The organism is Vibrio sp. 10N.261.52.C2, assembly GCF_041471425.1.
Lineage (GTDB): Bacteria > Pseudomonadota > Gammaproteobacteria > Enterobacterales > Vibrionaceae > Vibrio > Vibrio crassostreae_C.
Genome location: NZ_JBFROH010000060.1, coordinates 13,753 through 30,001 on the forward strand (window position 1 = coordinate 13,753; position 16,249 = coordinate 30,001).

Annotated in this window: 14 protein-coding genes; 6 read left to right on the top strand and 8 right to left on the bottom strand. The window is 44.8% G+C overall.

Translation table 11 applies throughout. The annotated features are described in order from the left end of the window. Positions 1-272 precede the first annotated feature (272 nt). From AB4307_RS19830 to AB4307_RS19850, 5 genes are all read right to left on the bottom strand, one after another. Complete coding sequence (locus tag AB4307_RS19830) at positions 273-1,445, bottom strand: ABC transporter permease (RefSeq protein ID WP_372133153.1); 1,173 nt, start codon at positions 1,443-1,445, stop codon at positions 273-275. Beyond that, a complete protein-coding gene (locus tag AB4307_RS19835; RefSeq protein WP_065583586.1) occupies positions 1,442-2,743 on the bottom strand; it encodes an ABC transporter permease in 1,302 nt (433 codons plus the stop codon). The genes AB4307_RS19830 and AB4307_RS19835 overlap by 4 nt, the downstream gene beginning before the upstream one ends. A 7-nt stretch (positions 2,744-2,750) precedes the next feature. Continuing rightward, complete coding sequence (locus AB4307_RS19840; RefSeq protein ID WP_372133155.1) at positions 2,751-3,725, bottom strand: HlyD family secretion protein; 975 nt, start codon at positions 3,723-3,725, stop codon at positions 2,751-2,753. Between the two features lie 3 nt (positions 3,726-3,728). After that, positions 3,729-5,168, bottom strand: a complete 1,440-nt coding sequence (locus AB4307_RS19845) for a TolC family protein (RefSeq protein ID WP_017063805.1) — start codon at positions 5,166-5,168, stop codon at positions 3,729-3,731. A gap of 215 nt (positions 5,169-5,383) precedes the next feature. Continuing rightward, the gene (locus tag AB4307_RS19850) at positions 5,384-5,611 is read right to left on the bottom strand and encodes a hypothetical protein (protein WP_009846577.1); all 228 of its coding nucleotides are present in this window, start codon (positions 5,609-5,611) and stop codon (positions 5,384-5,386) included. A 621-nt stretch (positions 5,612-6,232) separates the two neighbouring features. Here AB4307_RS19850 and AB4307_RS19855 point away from each other — a divergent pair. From AB4307_RS19855 to gnd, 5 genes are all read left to right on the top strand, one after another. Further along, positions 6,233-7,885: an ATP-binding protein gene (locus AB4307_RS19855; protein WP_032545674.1), complete on the top strand. Its 1,653-nt coding sequence runs from the start codon at positions 6,233-6,235 to the stop codon at positions 7,883-7,885. Positions 7,886-7,951: 66 nt separating this feature from the next. Continuing rightward, positions 7,952-8,647, top strand: coding sequence for a response regulator (locus AB4307_RS19860; protein WP_017059715.1), 696 nt, complete (start codon positions 7,952-7,954; stop codon positions 8,645-8,647). 410 nt (positions 8,648-9,057) lie between these two features. Beyond that, complete coding sequence (gene zwf, locus AB4307_RS19865; RefSeq protein ID WP_017059714.1) at positions 9,058-10,560, top strand: glucose-6-phosphate dehydrogenase; 1,503 nt, start codon at positions 9,058-9,060, stop codon at positions 10,558-10,560. Further along, positions 10,557-11,291, top strand: coding sequence for a 6-phosphogluconolactonase (gene pgl, locus AB4307_RS19870; protein ID WP_017066266.1), 735 nt, complete (start codon positions 10,557-10,559; stop codon positions 11,289-11,291). The genes zwf and pgl overlap by 4 nt, the downstream gene beginning before the upstream one ends. 28 nt (positions 11,292-11,319) lie before the next feature. Continuing rightward, positions 11,320-12,768 (top strand): decarboxylating NADP(+)-dependent phosphogluconate dehydrogenase, encoded by a 1,449-nt coding sequence (gene gnd, locus AB4307_RS19875; RefSeq protein WP_017059712.1) that lies wholly within the window; start codon positions 11,320-11,322, stop codon positions 12,766-12,768. Positions 12,769-12,900: 132 nt separating this feature from the next. Here the strand turns inward: gnd and AB4307_RS19880 are convergent, their stop codons facing one another. Beyond that, complete coding sequence (locus AB4307_RS19880; protein WP_102393490.1) at positions 12,901-14,061, bottom strand: HD-GYP domain-containing protein; 1,161 nt, start codon at positions 14,059-14,061, stop codon at positions 12,901-12,903. Between the two features lie 427 nt (positions 14,062-14,488). Between AB4307_RS19880 and AB4307_RS19885 the strand changes: the two genes are divergently transcribed. After that, on the top strand, positions 14,489-14,902 hold the full coding sequence (locus tag AB4307_RS19885; protein WP_372133158.1) for a VF530 family protein: 414 nt from the start codon (positions 14,489-14,491) through the stop codon (positions 14,900-14,902). Positions 14,903-15,035: 133 nt separating this feature from the next. Here AB4307_RS19885 and AB4307_RS19890 read toward each other — a convergent pair whose 3' ends face one another. Continuing rightward, positions 15,036-15,227: a hypothetical protein gene (locus AB4307_RS19890; protein ID WP_372133161.1), complete on the bottom strand. Its 192-nt coding sequence runs from the start codon at positions 15,225-15,227 to the stop codon at positions 15,036-15,038. 225 nt (positions 15,228-15,452) lie between these two features. Continuing rightward, on the bottom strand, positions 15,453-16,211 hold the full coding sequence (locus AB4307_RS19895) for a sulfite exporter TauE/SafE family protein (RefSeq protein ID WP_102333369.1): 759 nt from the start codon (positions 16,209-16,211) through the stop codon (positions 15,453-15,455). Positions 16,212-16,249 lie beyond the last annotated feature (38 nt).

Genomic DNA, 16,249 nt, shown 5'->3' on the forward strand with positions numbered 1-16,249 from the left:
GTTTTGTCATCATTTGGGAATAAGTCGATGCTTTTTATGCTGAGAAAAGCATATGCAGTAGCTGCTATAGAGTCGGGTGAAGGAGAATTCAGAGTGATGGGCTGGAGGGACATAGAGGGCGCGTAGGGGATTTCGAGTATTCGATATGTTTTCGAGGTGTATAAACATTCTAAGGCTGAAAGTGTATTCGGATCTTAGGATATTAAAAAAGCCCTTTATAAGAGCTTTTTTGATGAGCGGAAAGCATGACTACTTTCCGATAGCACATAAAACTAAACGGCTCGATCACTATTGCTATTGCCAACCGTGCTTTTGCTGGATTTGTGGTAGAGCTTAAGTGCCAATAACGAACCCCACAACAAAACTTGTCCCCAGAGTAATGTCCATTGAGATGCCACTTCTTGCCAAGATGCACCCATCTGATTAAGTGCTAAGAAGCCTTGGATAGCCGGTGTGCTTGGGAATAGCTGTGATAACAGAACTAACCATTCAGGCATCATTTCAACTGGCCAGATAAAACCTGAAGAGAAGATCAGTGGCATTGAACTGATTAACACTACTACCGTGACGAGTTCTCTTCGTGGTACTAACTCACCAATCAAAATCCCTATCAAACAACTGGCCAGTAAGAAGGGCAGAAGTAAGGTTAAGATCTGTGTTGTTGAGGCGATCTGGTTTATCCCATACATCGAAAAGCTAGCGCCGAAGTAGTACATCGACAACAGGTAATAAATGCCGACTAAGGTACAACAGCGGGCAAGCATCAATTTCGCTGGAGAGGTCTTACTCCAGTAACCAAATGTCGATTGAGCATTTTGGGTCGCGCCAACTAAACCAGAAGCCATGGCTAAGGTTTGTTGCAGGATCAACACAAAGACGGCTGGAACTACGTAATCGATGTATCCCATGCGACTATTAAACGTTGGTTTCAGGTTCAAGCTGAATGCACTGTAGCCTTTGGCTGCCGATTCTAAAGGCACACCTTCGACTAACAAATGGCTGACCTTAACTTGCGCAGCTAACGTACCACCGGCCTTGGCAAGCCCTTCAACAATGGTTCCGTAGACCAAAAAGTAAGAAGCATCACCAGCGTAAGAAAGTGTCGGGCTCTTACCGAGCAACAAGTCTTTATAGAAATCTTCTGGAATGACAAGGAATCCGCCAATCTCTTGGTTAAGCACGGCTTGTTTCGCATCGGCGATGGTGGAGTCTCGACGGACCAATTCGATCTGAGAGGTGGCATCCACCATACGCTCTAATTGATAGCTGCTTTGACTCTTATCCAAGTTCACAACCGAAGCTTTCAGTTGTTGAGGAACTTGGTTCGCGTAAGGCAATGGATACAAGAAGGAATAGAAGACCACACCACCAAATACCGTAAGAAGCACGACAGGGTTGCGCAATACCGCTAAGAGTTCTTGCTTGAGCAGTTGAGTAAAGCTCATCGTTTTACTCCTTGTTGTGCTGATGCTTCTGGCTGTGTTGACGGCGTTGTTTTTGCAGATATAGCTGCTTTTGTAGATGGATCTGCTTGTGCAGTTAGAGTTGATTGCGCCAAGTGTTTCTTAATTAGCAACATTACCACGAAAGCAGGAACTGCATACCACAACATAGAAGAGAGGCTGATCAAAGACTGTGCTGCGCTCACACCATAACTAGACTGCGCCGTTTGTACTTCGATGTAATGACTCACGGGCAATAAGCTTCTCCAAATTTGAGCAGCTGTATTCATGTCTGTTACTGGAAAGGTAATACCCATGAACGCAAAGCTTGGTGCCGTAAATGCGCCAGCGAAACTCATCGCCCTTGCTGGATCAAGTGTTAAGAAGAAAAACAAACAACCCATAATGATACAACTGATCACGGTTAGCAGTTGGGCAATAGTCAATGCCACAAAGCTGCCGTTAAATGGCCAGTCTAAGAGCACATAGAACCAAAAACTAAACGCGATACCAAACATCAAAAACAAGACAAGGTAGGGCGTTAATGTTGATGCGAGTGACTTCATAGGGGCGTTGGATAACCAAGCGTGAAGCCCACGAGCTCTAACGTTCGCCGTCAAAACCAATATCGTGCCCACCACAATCATGATCTGCCACAGTGCAGGAATAACCGCAGACACCAAGAACTGTGCATAACTGGTGTTCTTGTTGAACAGCGGCGTGATCTGGCTTTGTACCGTTACTGCTTGGCCTAATGCGGATTGCACCGTGGTATCACCGTGTGACAGCTGTTTCACGACTTCAAGTTGCGCGTTAAAAGTCCCTTGAGCCTGCAGCAAGGCAGAGTTCACCAGCTTACCGATTAAGATAAATTGGCTGTTATAGAATACAGACACTTGCGGATTCAAGCCGAGCAGAAGGTCTCGGTCGAAGTGCCTTGGTATCACAACATAACCATAGATATCACGTTCGATCATCGCTTTCGCCGCATCACTCGCAGAGCTGTATTTCTGAGTGACTTGCAGCGTTGGTGACGCATCAACAAGGCGTGTGAACTGTTGCGAGATTTGACTGTGCTCAAGGTCGACAACTGCGACCGGTAAGTCACGAGCGATCCCTTGTGAAAAAATCAGCCAGATACTGGCAGCAAGCAGCAAAGGAATCCAAGTTAGGCAAGACAACAACCATTTGTCTTTGCGGACAATCGCCCACTGCCGAAGCAAGGTATTCTTCGCTCTATGATGCTCAGTTGATTGCGAGCCTCTAGATTGCGATCCAGTATATTGAGAGTTAGCAGACATAAGTCACCTAAAGCTCAACCACTAGGCTCATGCCCATACGCAGTGTTTCGCTCGTATCGACAGGGTGCGCTTCTACTTCAAAAGTACGTAAATCGAAGCCTTGTGCTGCGTCTGTTGAGCGCCAAGTTGCGAAATCACCCATTGCGGCGATGTGAGTTACTTGGAAAGTTAATGATTTATCCAGAGCCGGTAGGTACGCCTCAAACTGGCTGCCTTTCTCGAAATGCTTAAGCATGTCTTCACGAACATTGAGCACAGCCCAAGCATCCTTGGTGTCGATAACAGTCACAACAGGGAAGCCTTGTGGTGCAAGTTCTCCACTGCTCAATAGAACCTGAGAGACTTCGCCATTAAACCAGCTGTGGATCTGTGTGTCTTTTGCGTAAGCTTCAACTTCCGCTACCGCACCCGCTGCCATTAACGCTTTTTGAGCGGCGGCCACTTTGGTTTCGTCACGCGCACCTTCTTGCGCTAATTGATACATTTGGAATGCAGCGCTTTCGGTGTACTTCGCCGCTTGCCACTGTGTTTTGGCTTCATCACGCTTCTGCTCGGCAACCACACCATCGTTGTAAAGGTTGTTTACACGTTGGTAGGTTTTGTCCATCAGATCGGCAGCTGCTTTGGCTTTCAACCATTGGTCTTTAGCCGCTTGGATCTGTTGAGTACGCGCGCCATTCTCTGCTTCTTGTGCTAATGCACCAGCGGCTTTCTGACCAGCTTTTGCTTGCTCTAGCTTCGCATCAATCTCAGGGCTTAGTAGAGAGAAGATCAATTCGCCTTTTTCAACCGAATCGCCTTTGCGCACGAATATTTCATCAATTCTGCCAGGTACTTTCGATGAGATGCTGTATTGCTGCGCATCGATTTGACCTTGAAGCTTAACCGGCTGAGGTTGATAAGCTTGATAGAAACTGTATCCGACCCAGCCAATAACGCCGATACCAACTAAAGATAGAAGAAGGGGCTTAATAGGTTTCATGAATTATCCTTTTGACTGGCTAACGGTGTCTGTTTTTGAGTCGAAATCAGACGGAACAGAGGAGGTTAAGTAACTGGAGTAAGCATTCATTTCGCTGGTTAGCGCTAACAGCTTGTTGAGAGAGATTAGGTATTTGAAGCGAGCAGCAGATTGCTGGGTTTTAATGCTCGCAAGATAAAGCTCGGCATCAACCACTTCTAATGAGTTAGATAACCCTTGTGTGAAGGCTTTTTTACGAAGTAATAGGTTTTCCTGAGCTAAAGACAAGCTCGAGTTTAGGCCTTGAACCTCTTCAATGGCTTGGTTTGCTTCAAGGTAAGTCTTTTGTACCAACACGGTTAAGTCTTGCTTAGCTTGTGACTTAAGGAATTGAACCTGTGATACGGCACTGTGAGCCGCAGCGACTTTGTCGGAACGGCCAGAGGTATCAAGCAGTGGCACATTCACACCAATGCCAACCAACCAATCGGGTTTCATTTCACTGGCTAGAGAGTCATCTTCATACAGGCTGTAATCACCATAAAGGTAAACCTCTGGGTAGTATTTACCTTTCTCGGCTTTAATTAAGCTGCTTGCTTGTTTCTCTTTTGCATCAAGAATCTTAAGGCCGGGGTAGGTCATGAGTGTCTGGTCAATGAACACGTCCATATGAGGCAGGTTCTTATTGATAAACAGTTGTTCAGAGGGTTCTACACTTTCATTTTGACCAAGGATTTGGGTCAACGCCAATTGCGCAATTTTAAGATCGTTCTGAGCTTTCGTGCGCTCTACAATCGCTTTATCTAAAGAAGCATCGGCTTGTAGGCGTTCTACTCGGGCGATTTGTCCTTGCTGTTCAAGCTTGATGGCGAAATCACGATGCTGAGTTAAGCCTGCTTCAACGGCTTGACGCGTTCTCACCACGTCTTCCGCTAAGATCACTGAGAAGTAATACTTACTTAAGTCTTCGTAGCGAGCTTGTTTCTCCATCAACAGTTGGCTTTGCGCTTCTTCGCTTTTACCTTCAGCCGCATTTTGCGCAGCGGTTATTCGACCACCAGTGAAGATAGGCCACACAGCACGAATGGAAGAGCTAAAGATGTCTTGTTCGGTAATCGTTGAGGTAACGCCACCAACTAGAGGGCGCAAAATCGCGGATATAGCAGGGTTTACTCCGCTCAAGCTATCTGAAAACTGTTCACCATTAATCGTCACATCACTATCAAGGTGCGTGTAGTTAGCCCCTAAGGTAATAGAAGGAAGATTGAGGCTACTTGTTGAGTTCTGAAGGTGTTGATAACGTTCAACGTTGGCTTGTTGAGCCGCAAGAGAGTTGTTGTTCTCTTGGAGAATTTGCCACGCTTCAGAAAAAGTGAGCGGAGCTGCATAGCCTGGCGAAGCCATAGTGCCGAGAAGCATACTGGCGATCGCAAGGTATCGGAATTTTGGTTTGGTCATCTGCATTAAATACCAATTAGAGTATTAACTCTAATGTTAACAGGGCGATAGTCATTTGTCTTGAATAGATTGTCTCATATGAATAGAAATTCTCATAACTCGTTAATCAAGTGTAAATAAGATTGAGTGACGTGAATATCAAAGATAAATGAAACTTAAAAAGCACGCATAAGCATGCTCTTTAAGTTCAGTATAGAAGTGTTTTTACAAAATGAAGTGGCTTATTTAAAGCTAGGACAATGGTGATCGGCGCGCCATACCAATTGTCTTGAACCTTGCATTGTTTGTAATAAATCTCTACCTGACATTTGCGGGAATGCTAACAATACCTTGAGATCGAGAGGGGAGGTGCCATCTTTCTCATAGGCTCTTACGTGAGTAAAAGTCGATTGTAAGTGTTTGAACAGCATAGTCTTAGTAAGACAAATTCCAAAGTTATCGCGTTTCATTGCCTTGTTTCCTTTTCAACAATGTTTATACGTTATGTTTGTTATCCTGTTTCTATTGGACGTTGCCACTGACTGATCGATACTTCCTGCTCATCAATGTTTTATTATTGGGTGATGCTTTTATCAGTCACCTCTTCGTTGTCTGGCTAGCCGAGTTTGAAATAGCGATGGATGAATAGGGGAGAATACTTAATCCGTTTGTTCATCATTCGTAACGGCGAGCGTGCAACTTTTAGTTATAGATACGTCCAGCGAGCGAAGGGTTGTTGCTATTTTGTTAATCGAAGTTTCGATTCAAAGCGCGGTCTGAAAACCATGACCTATGGCTTAGCAACAATAAACTTCTTCATATGCAACCATTATAATTGTATTTATTTTGAACAACCTAAAAAACACCTAAAAGCTTAGTGATCTAGCTCAATATTTATTCGTTTATTTTGGTTTTTAAGCTAATCAGTCCTAAAAATGAACGATTAATCGAGATGAACAACGTAAAGGATTATCAATTAACAATCTGCTCAATTATTTAGTTGAGTAGCAGTCACAAATTCACGCCCCTAGAAAGGTCATGCGATTAACTTGGTGTTAACATTGATCGTCTAACACTAGGGACGGTGGAATATGAAATGGAGCAGTATCAGTTTCCGTAAAAGGTTACTGATTATCATGACGGTCACTGGCCTCGTTGAACTTTTGATTCTTGCTGCTGCTGGTTTTTACTACATCAAACAATCTCAAGAACAAGAGATGGGTTTGAAAGCGTTAGGTGTTGCTGAATTTCTATCTGAATCGCCGCTTGTCACCAGCATTATTCAAGAAAATGGAACGTTGGACCCTAATGGCGTTCCCTACGTTTTGTCTGAAGAAACCCAAGTTAAATTTCGTAACCTTACTCAGCTCATTGGCGCGGCGTTTATCGTTGTTGGAGATGATAAAGGTATCCGCCTGATTCACCCTTATGATGACAGGCTCGGTAAACCCATGCGTGGTGGCGATAACCAAAAAGCATTGGTATTGGGCGAGTCTTATGTGTCGACAGCCAAAGGATCGCTGGGTTTTTCAGTTCGTGGTAAATCCGCGGTAAAAGACACCCAAGGTACCGTTATTGGTGTGGTGTCAGTTGGTTACTTATTGGATTCGTTGCAAGATCGAATCGAACCTTACTTAGCCTTTTTGATTGTGATGGCGTTGCTGGTGGTTGCGGTCAACGCTTTGATTTCGAGTTATGTATCTCGCCGTTTTCAACGCGCTATTTTGGGCTTTGAGCCTGAAGAGATAGGCCGGTTGTATGTTGAGCTAGATGTAACCATGAGTACCGTGAAAGAGGGCATTCTGAGCATCGATAAGCACGGCATTTTACGTTCAATTAATAAGAGTGCCTGCGATATTTTATCGATAGACAGGGATAAAGCACTCAATCAACAGCGCCTTTCTGATGTATTGCCAGGCAGTGATTTAGAACAACTGCTATCAACCGGCGACACCGACCACGATGTTGAGTTGTATTTAAACAATAAGCGAATCATTGCTAACCGAAGCCCGATTATAGTGGCAGGTGAGGTGGTCGGGGCGGTATCGAGTTTCCGATTACGAGATGAAATCAACGATTTAACAGACCAGCTCTCACAAACCAAAGAATATGCTGATCTACTGCGTTCACAAACCCACGAGCATCAAAACAAGCTTAACACTATTAGTGGCTTGATTCAGATGGGCGAGCTGGACTCTGTTCAACAATTGATTGGTCAAGAAACCGCTCATTACCAGAGCTTAATTGAGTTCTTAAGAGAGACGGTGAAAGACCCTCTTATTGCAGGCATGCTTTTAGGCAAAACAGAGCGAGCTCGAGAGATTGGGTTAGAGCTTAAAGTGGAAGAGGGATCAAGGCTTGAAGCTCTGCCTAGCTGGTTAAACGCGGATGACGTTGTCACAATTCTTGGCAACCTGATTGATAACGCCTTTGACGCCACCATGACGGCGATTAAGCAAGAGGGTCAAATTGCGCCAGCGCGTCGGGTTATTGAAGTTTCAATCAGTGATTTTGGTAATGAAATTATCGTAGAAGTAGAAGACAAAGGGTGCGGTTTGCCGAAAGAGTTGGCGACCAAAGCACTCACCGAAAAAGGCGTATCGAGCAAAGCGAAGCAAAATCGTGGTGTGGGTTTGTATCTGATAAAGCAGCTGGCAGACCGATATCAAGGGCAGCTTGAAATGGTCGACAACCACGATTTTGGCACGCGAATGACGGTTTATCTGCCAAAAGAAGAACAATAATTAAGCACGAAACGATCTTGTGAAGATCATCGTGACGGAAAAAGCATGGTTAAAGGAAGAACATAAATGAACGCAATCACGAGAGTCATGGTCATTGAAGATGATATTGCGATTGCAGAGCTACACCATCGTTATTTAGAACAGATGGGTGGCTTTGACGTGGTCGGCATTGCCACCACACAGTCTGAAGCGCTCATGCAACTGGACATCTTAAAACCTGATTTGGTGTTATTGGACGTGTACCTGCCGGACGGGTGTGGGCTCGATATTCTTAATCACGTAAGAGGGAGCAATCAAGGCTGCGACGTTATCTTGATTACTGCTGCTCGGGATGTGGATACGCTGCAGCAGGCAATGCGCGGGGGAGTGGTGGATTACCTATTAAAACCAGTCATGTTTCCTCGTTTGGAAGCAGCACTGAAGAAGTATCAGTCACAGTTACAAGAGTTCGAAAGCGTGTCTGATTTGAACCAAGGTTTGGTTGATAAGATGCTGCAAGCCAATGCCAAAGCGGACTCAGGAAAAGTATCAACCTTGCCCAAAGGAATTGATGGCGTAACGTTGGATAAGATCAGAGCCATTTTTCAGCAAGCTGATGCCGTTAATATTACCGCCGATGAAGCCGGAGAACGAATTGGTGCTAGCCGAACCACCGCCAGACGCTATTTAGAATTTTTGATTACCACTGGTGAGTTAGTCGCAGACTTAAATTACGGTACCGTAGGTCGCCCGGAGCGCTGCTACAACAAAGCGCAAAGATAAACACGACACCATCAAAATAAATATAAAGCCAGTTGAATAAGCTGGTTTTACCTTTTTCTCCCTTTCCTATTGCTCACTCCACCGACCAGATACCGTTCTTTCTTGACTACACTGTTTGAGAATGCCGATTTGCTTCACCCGTGGGTTAAATGAACGGAACTATCGATTAGAATTTGTTCGAAATGAGTCAATATTTAATCGATTGCTTTCACAGTGGTTGATGTAAATCAAATAGTCATAGACAATACTGTCCCGAATAGAGGTGATAGCTTTCACCCTCGTTTACCAAACGCATTCTCAAATTTAATAGGCGCTTACTATTGATGTAATAGTTAAGACCTATTATCTATTTTCGTATGTCGCTGATACCTTTGGCGAATACTAAAAACCTTGTTTTTATAGGAAAGATGATGGTAATACCTGAAAACAGCAGCATCGTTATTTTTGGTGCGTCGGGAGATCTAACTTACCGCAAGTTAATTCCTGCTCTATACCACCTGTATGCTAGCAATCAACTACCAGAATCCTTTGCGATTCTTGGAGTGAGCCGTACTGAGTACAGCGATGAGTCTTACCGTGAGAAGCTGAAGAAGTCTCTTCAGGAAATGGAAAAAACTGAACCAGAGACGCTGAATGCATTTATTGAACATCTGCATTACCAAGCGATCAATACTTCAGATGTAGACGACTATGCTCGCTTAGCACAACGTCTAGACAAGCTTGAGCAAGACTACCAATTCGAAAACCATAACACATTGTTCTACTTGGCAACCCCGCCAAGCCTATACGGTGTGATTCCAGCAAACCTTGCTGCGCATGGCCTTAACGATGAATCGAACGGCTGGCGTCGTCTGATCATCGAAAAACCATTTGGTTACGACTTAGCATCAGCTCAAGCGTTGGATGAAGAGATCCATCATCACTTCCAAGAACACCAGATCTACCGTATCGACCATTACCTTGGTAAAGAGACGGTTCAAAACCTTCTAGTGCTTCGTTTCTCAAACGCGATGTTTGAACCACTGTGGAACCGTAACTTCATTGAATACGTTGAAATCACAGGTGCTGAGTTCCTTGGCGTTGAAGAGCGTGGCGGATACTACGACGGTTCTGGCGCAGTTCGCGACATGTTCCAAAACCACCTGCTGCAAGTGCTAGCGATGGTAGGTATGGAGCCGCCTGCACAAATTAACGCTGATTCTATTCGTGATGAAGTGGTTAAAGTGCTTCAGTGTCTGAAACCATTAGAAGAAGATGATCTGCGTAAAGACTTAGTATTAGGTCAGTACACAGCATCAGATGTTCGTGGTCAGCACCTACTAGGTTACCGTGAAGAGCATGGTGTAGCGGATGATTCTCGTACCGAGACTTACATCGGCTTGAAAGCTCACATCAATAACTGGCGTTGGAATGGTGTTCCTTTCTACGTACGTACAGGTAAACGCTTACCAACACGTGTGACTGAAATCGTGATTCACTTTAAGAACACGCCACACCCAGTATTTGGTCAAGATGCACCAGAGAACAAGCTGATTATCCGCATCCAACCGGATGAAGGTATCCAGATGAGCTTTGGTTTGAAAGAGCCAGGCGCAGGCTTCAAAGCAAAAGAAGTGAAAATGAACTTCTCTTACTCTGACTTGCCTGAAACTCAGATGCTGACGGCTTATGAGCGTCTTCTTCTTGATGCACTGAACGGTGATGCGACTCTGTTTGCACGTACCGATGCGGTAGAAGCATGTTGGAAGTACGTTCAACCAATCTTAGACTTCAAGCAAGATCCTCAAGCACTGTTTGGCTATGCTTGTGGTACTTGGGGCCCACAGGAAGCAGATGAACTTCTGCAACGTGATGGCCGCGCATGGCGTTTCCCATGCAAAAACTTAACAGACACGGATTACTGCGAACTATGATCAATCACAAGATCTTTGCAACGCCTGAACTGGTTGTTGAAAACCTAGCAAATGAAATGAAAGCATACAGTGAGCAGGGCAAACCTGTTCACATTTCACTGTCTGGTGGCAGCACGCCAAAAATGCTTTTCAAACTTTTAGCACAGGCGCCATACGCGGAAGGTATTCAATGGAATAACCTTCACTTCTGGTGGGGCGACGAACGTTGCGTTGTACCAGACGACGCTGAAAGCAATTTCGGTGAAGCAAACGCACTCTTATTTTCAAAACTAAAAGAGTTTACTCAAGTAAACCTTCCTGCTGAAAACATCCACCGCATCCGTGGTGAAGATGAACCAAAAGCAGAAGCAGAGCGTTTCGCAAAAGAGATGGCAGACGTAATCCCAACAGAAAACGGCACGCCTGTATTCGATTGGATTCTGCTTGGTGTTGGCGCAGACGGCCACACAGCTTCACTATTCCCAGGTGCAACCAACTACCAAGATGAGAACCTATCTGTATTAGCTTCTCACCCTGAGTCTGGTCAAATCCGTGTTTCTAAAACAGCGAAAGTTTTAGAAGCAGCAAAACGAATCAGCTACCTAGTACTGGGTGCAGGTAAAGTTGAGATCGTTAAAGAAATTCATACAACTCCTGCTTCAGAACTGCCTTACCCGGCAGCGAAAATCCAGTCTAAAACTGGCGAAACAGAGTGGTTCCTAGATTCAAATGCAGCAAGTGCTATCGCATAAGTGCGAATAGCCGCAAGGAGATAAAATAATGAAAGGTGATATCGGTGTAATTGGCCTAGCAGTAATGGGTCAGAACCTTATCCTAAACATGAACGACCACGGCTTCAAAGTTGTGGCTCATAACCGTACTGCTGCTAAAGTAGACGAGTTCCTAGAAGGCCCAGCTAAAGGTACTAACATTGTTGGTGCTTACTCTCTAGAAGAGCTAGTTGAGAAGCTAGAAGCGCCACGTAAAGTGATGCTTATGGTTCGTGCTGGTGACGTTGTAGACACGTTCATCGAAAACCTAATCCCACTTCTAGACGAAGGCGACATCATCATTGATGGTGGTAACACTAACTACCCAGACACTAACCGTCGTGTAGCGCATTGTCGTGAGAAAGGCATCCACTTCATCGGTACTGGTGTATCTGGTGGTGAAGAAGGTGCTCGTTTCGGTCCTTCAATCATGCCAGGTGGTGCGGCTGAAGCTTGGGAAGCGGTTAAGCCAATCTTCCAAGGTATCTCGGCAAAAACTGACGCTGGTGAGCCTTGCTGTGACTGGGTTGGTAACGACGGTGCTGGTCACTTCGTTAAGATGGTACACAACGGCATCGAATACGGTGACATGCAGCTTATCACTGAAGCATACCAGTTCATGAAAGATGGCCTAGGTATGTCTGCTGACGAGATGCAAGCAGTATTCGCTGACTGGAACAAGACTGAGCTAGACAGCTACCTAGTTGAAATCACTGCTGACATCCTTGGCTACAAAGATGAAGACGGTGAAGCGCTAGTTGAGAAGATCCTAGACACTGCAGGCCAAAAAGGTACGGGTAAGTGGACTGGTATCAACGCACTAGACCTAGGTATCCCACTAACACTGATCTCTGAGTCTGTATTCTCTCGTTGCCTGTCTGCTCTTAAAGACCAACGTGTTGAAGCTGAAGCTTTGTTTGAGAAGACAATCACTCCAGTTGAAGGCGACAAGCAAGAGTGGGTTGATGCACTACGTCAAGCTCTACTGGCTTCTAAGATCATCTCTTACGCTCAAGGTTTCATGCTAATGCGTGAAGCGTCGAACGAAAACGGCTGGGACCTAAACTACGGTAACGTAGCGCTAATGTGGCGTGGTGGTTGTATCATCCGTTCTGCATTCCTAGGCAACATACGTGATGCGTACGAAGCAAACCCAGACATCGCGTTCCTAGGTTCTGACGAGTACTTCAAAAACATCCTACAAGGCAGCCTAGTGGCATGGCGTAAAGTAGCAGCGAAATCTCTAGAGTCTGGTATCCCAATGCCATGTACGATTTCTGCGCTATCTTTCCTAGACGGTTACACAACTGCACGTCTACCAGCGAACTTGCTTCAAGCTCAACGTGACTACTTCGGTGCTCACACTTACGAGCGTACTGACCGTCCACGTGGTGAATTCTTCCACACAAACTGGACTGGTACAGGCGGCGATACTGCTTCTACAACTTACGACGTATAATCGTTAGTTAGAATCAGTTAAGAACCTTGTTGTTCTTATTAGCTGTAAACTAGAAAACAAAAGGATGCCAACTGGCATCCTTTTTTGTTGGTTCTGCAAGAGAGTCACAGACAGCAAATTTAATACAACCCGTTAAGCGAGTGCAGCTTGTGGACTTTGCATATCACTGTATTGCTCTCGTATCGACATGAAGTAATCAAGGTTTTGCTTCAGCGCAGAGACGCACTCTGGATCAAACATCAACCCTGTATGCGCTTCAATGTAGTCCATTACCTTAGATGCTGACCATGCGTGTTTGTAAGCTCGTTTACTCAGTAAAGCATCGAACACATCCGCTAGCGTTACAATTCTTGCCTCCAGTGGAATCGCTTCTCCAACGAGCGCATCTGGCAACCCTGAGCCATCAAACCGTTCATGATGGTGACGTACAATATTCTTGATGAACTGAACTTCTTCGCTACACATTGAGCTGTGGTGGGAAAGGGCAACCACGTCATCAATCATCTCTTCGCCATATATCGTGTGATTGTTCATGATGTTTCTTTCTTCTTCCGAAAAACGCTCAGTACTGAAGAGCACTTTGTCTGGGATTCGGTACTTCCCTATGTCGTGAAACGGGGCATACAAGCGAATGCGGTGAACGAATTGGTGGGTAATCTCATTGTTACTGTGCGAAAGCGTACGTGCGAGCTGTTCGCTGTATTTTCCCATGCGAATCAGATGCTCTTTGGTTTCAGGATCGCGTGCGTGCCCCATGTTTAGGGCGATGGCTAATGAGGACTGAAAATGTCTCTGGCGTTCGAAGAGTTGCACAAACAGGTTCGAAATCGCTTGGGTGAGGTAGGCGATGTCGCTTTGTATTGTCTGCTTAGCAAAAAAGTCAGTGCATGAGGCGTTGATGAAAACGAACCCAAGGTTACTCTCTTGGTAGTGGATTGGAGTGGTGTAGCTACTTTGGTGACCAAGCTCGAGTAGATGAGAGATTTGTTTAGTCGGATTCATCAAAGAGAGGTCATCAACAATTCTTGTTTCCAATGATTCAGCCAGACGACTCAACGCAGAGTTGGGTTTGATCTCCTGTTCGATGTAATGATGCTTGGCGTTTTGGCACAGTGAATCCGATACAAAATAATTCGATGCTTTATTTTCACTGCACAGCACCACGGATAGCCGAGATAATATGGGGTAGTGTTCACGAGCTAGCTGGAAGAGATCATCGACTATGGCGACGATGTCTTTGTCTTGGGCCGCTGCTCTAATGAAATGGGAGTAGTCAAACATGTGGCAAGCCAACCTTTAATTATAATTATGCCACTGTTTAATCGGGTTTTTACCGTTTCGATATTCAATAAAACCATAGCACTGTGTTATTAAAATGTAATACTGCGTACTGAAAAACTTTAATGTCATCACTAAATATATGGCTTTTGCATACGGTTACCGTAGGTTTTGTTAAGTTAAACCAGTCTCATAATCTTTAAGGGGAAATTTTGTTCACAGAATGTCTTAGTCTGTATAGCGAGCTAAGGTAGGGTGTTAAGTGACCAATTCGAAATTAATTTCAAAGATAAATAGGATAACGAGTATGCTTTATGCCATCATAAAGGCATAAATAAGGGCAATGGATGTAATGCCCAAGTGATTGAGCTAGAAATGGTCAGTGATGACGGTGTTCTAGAGTAAATTCAAGGCCTTTAGTTGCCTTGAAAAAGGTAATGTTATGACTGAAGAAGAAAGAATCAAACTGCAACAAAATAACCCGCTACACGGCTTAAAGCTTGAAACCATGATCACTGAATTAGTGGATCATTATGGTTGGGAAATTTTAGATGCGGCAATGCGTATGAACTGCTTTAACACTAAGCCTACAGTGGCAAGCGCAGTTAAATACCTGAAGAAAACCGAATGGGCTCGTGAGAAGGTTGAAAACTTCTACCTTTACCGTTTCAAGCGCATGCCTAAAGCATCGGACATCGAATACCAGATGCCTCCGCGTTCACGTACATTCCGCCATGGGCTAGAGCCTCGTGAGCCGATGGAACTAACGGTTGAGTCTATCCATGCCTCTCAAGCTAAAGCTGCGTCTGCATTTAAAGAGCGCCGTGGCGGTAACGGTCGTAACTTCCGTCGTTAACAAGAAGACGTCGCTAGAAAGAACCGTCGCTAAATAAGGCGTCGGCGATTAGCACGGCTAATTAGATAAGCGAAAAACACAAAAGGAGCCTATGAGCTCCTTTCTTAATTCGTTCGATTTAAACCGTAAATGGCTAAGCTTCGCGGTTCTTTCTTTGATTCTTCCAAAGATCGGTGACATAAACGATTGCACTGATAACTAAGAATAGCGCTGACACAGAAAACAGAGCGGGCATTTTTAGGAGCCACGCGAATGTGGCAGCAAGAAAAGCGACAAAGCAAATGAGTCGACTTGATGACATGACATGACCGAGTTTAATGTTCATAACGCCTCCTAATGAAGTCTCACTTTCGACAGGAGAATTATCCCACCTTTGGCAAAATAAAGGCTAAAAAACAGTCTAAATTGTTATCAAATTTGCTAATTGAAGGACTCGTCTCACACATTTTGGCTTGGCTATTTTATAAGCAATAAAATAGCGGAATCGGTATGAGAAGGGTGTAGTCTCTTTGCTTAATCTTTCCAGTTGCAAGCCTTATTGACCGAACGTCTAATTAGCATAGAAAAAGTAAGCGGTGATCAAAAAGCTCGCGATGATCACTGTGGTTCGAACATAGTGTTGAGGGATGCGGCGAGAGATTTTTGCTGAATAATAACCACCAACCAATGTACCCAATAATACAGCCATGCCAGACGGCCAATCAATCGAACCATTTACGATAAAAAATACGATCGCTGCGAGGGAAGCACACGCGGACACGAGCAGTTTGATGCCATTCATCACGTTGATGTTGGTGTAACCAGCCAGCGCCAAGTAGCTCAATGTCACAATGCCTAAGCCTGCATTAAAATAACCACCATAAACACACACGATCAAAAGCAATACAGCGGAAAAGAACGCCCCTGCGCTGGTGGCGTGCTTATGTTTAGCGGTTACTTTCTTTAGCCATTTGTTGAGAGTGCCACCAAAGGTAAAAAGCAGAGCGGCGAACAGTAATAACCAAGGTACGGATTGGGTAAATAGCGCTTCTGGCGTGTGTAGTAGTAAAAATGCACCAATGCCGCCGCCAATTACGCATAGCCCAACAACGAGCTTGAGTTGTTTGGTACCAGATTGAATTTCGTGGCGCAGTGCGTAAGCACCACTGATGTAACCAGCGCATGAAGCAAAGGTGTTGGTCGCGTTGGCTGCTATTGGTGGAACGCCAGCAAATAACAAAGCAGGGAAAGTGATGAAGCTGCCGCCACCCGCAATGGAGTTAAGCACACCGCCAACCACCCCTGATAAGAATAGAATCAACCAATCCATAGTTTTAGAATCCAATACGTTAACTAACTGGTTACCTT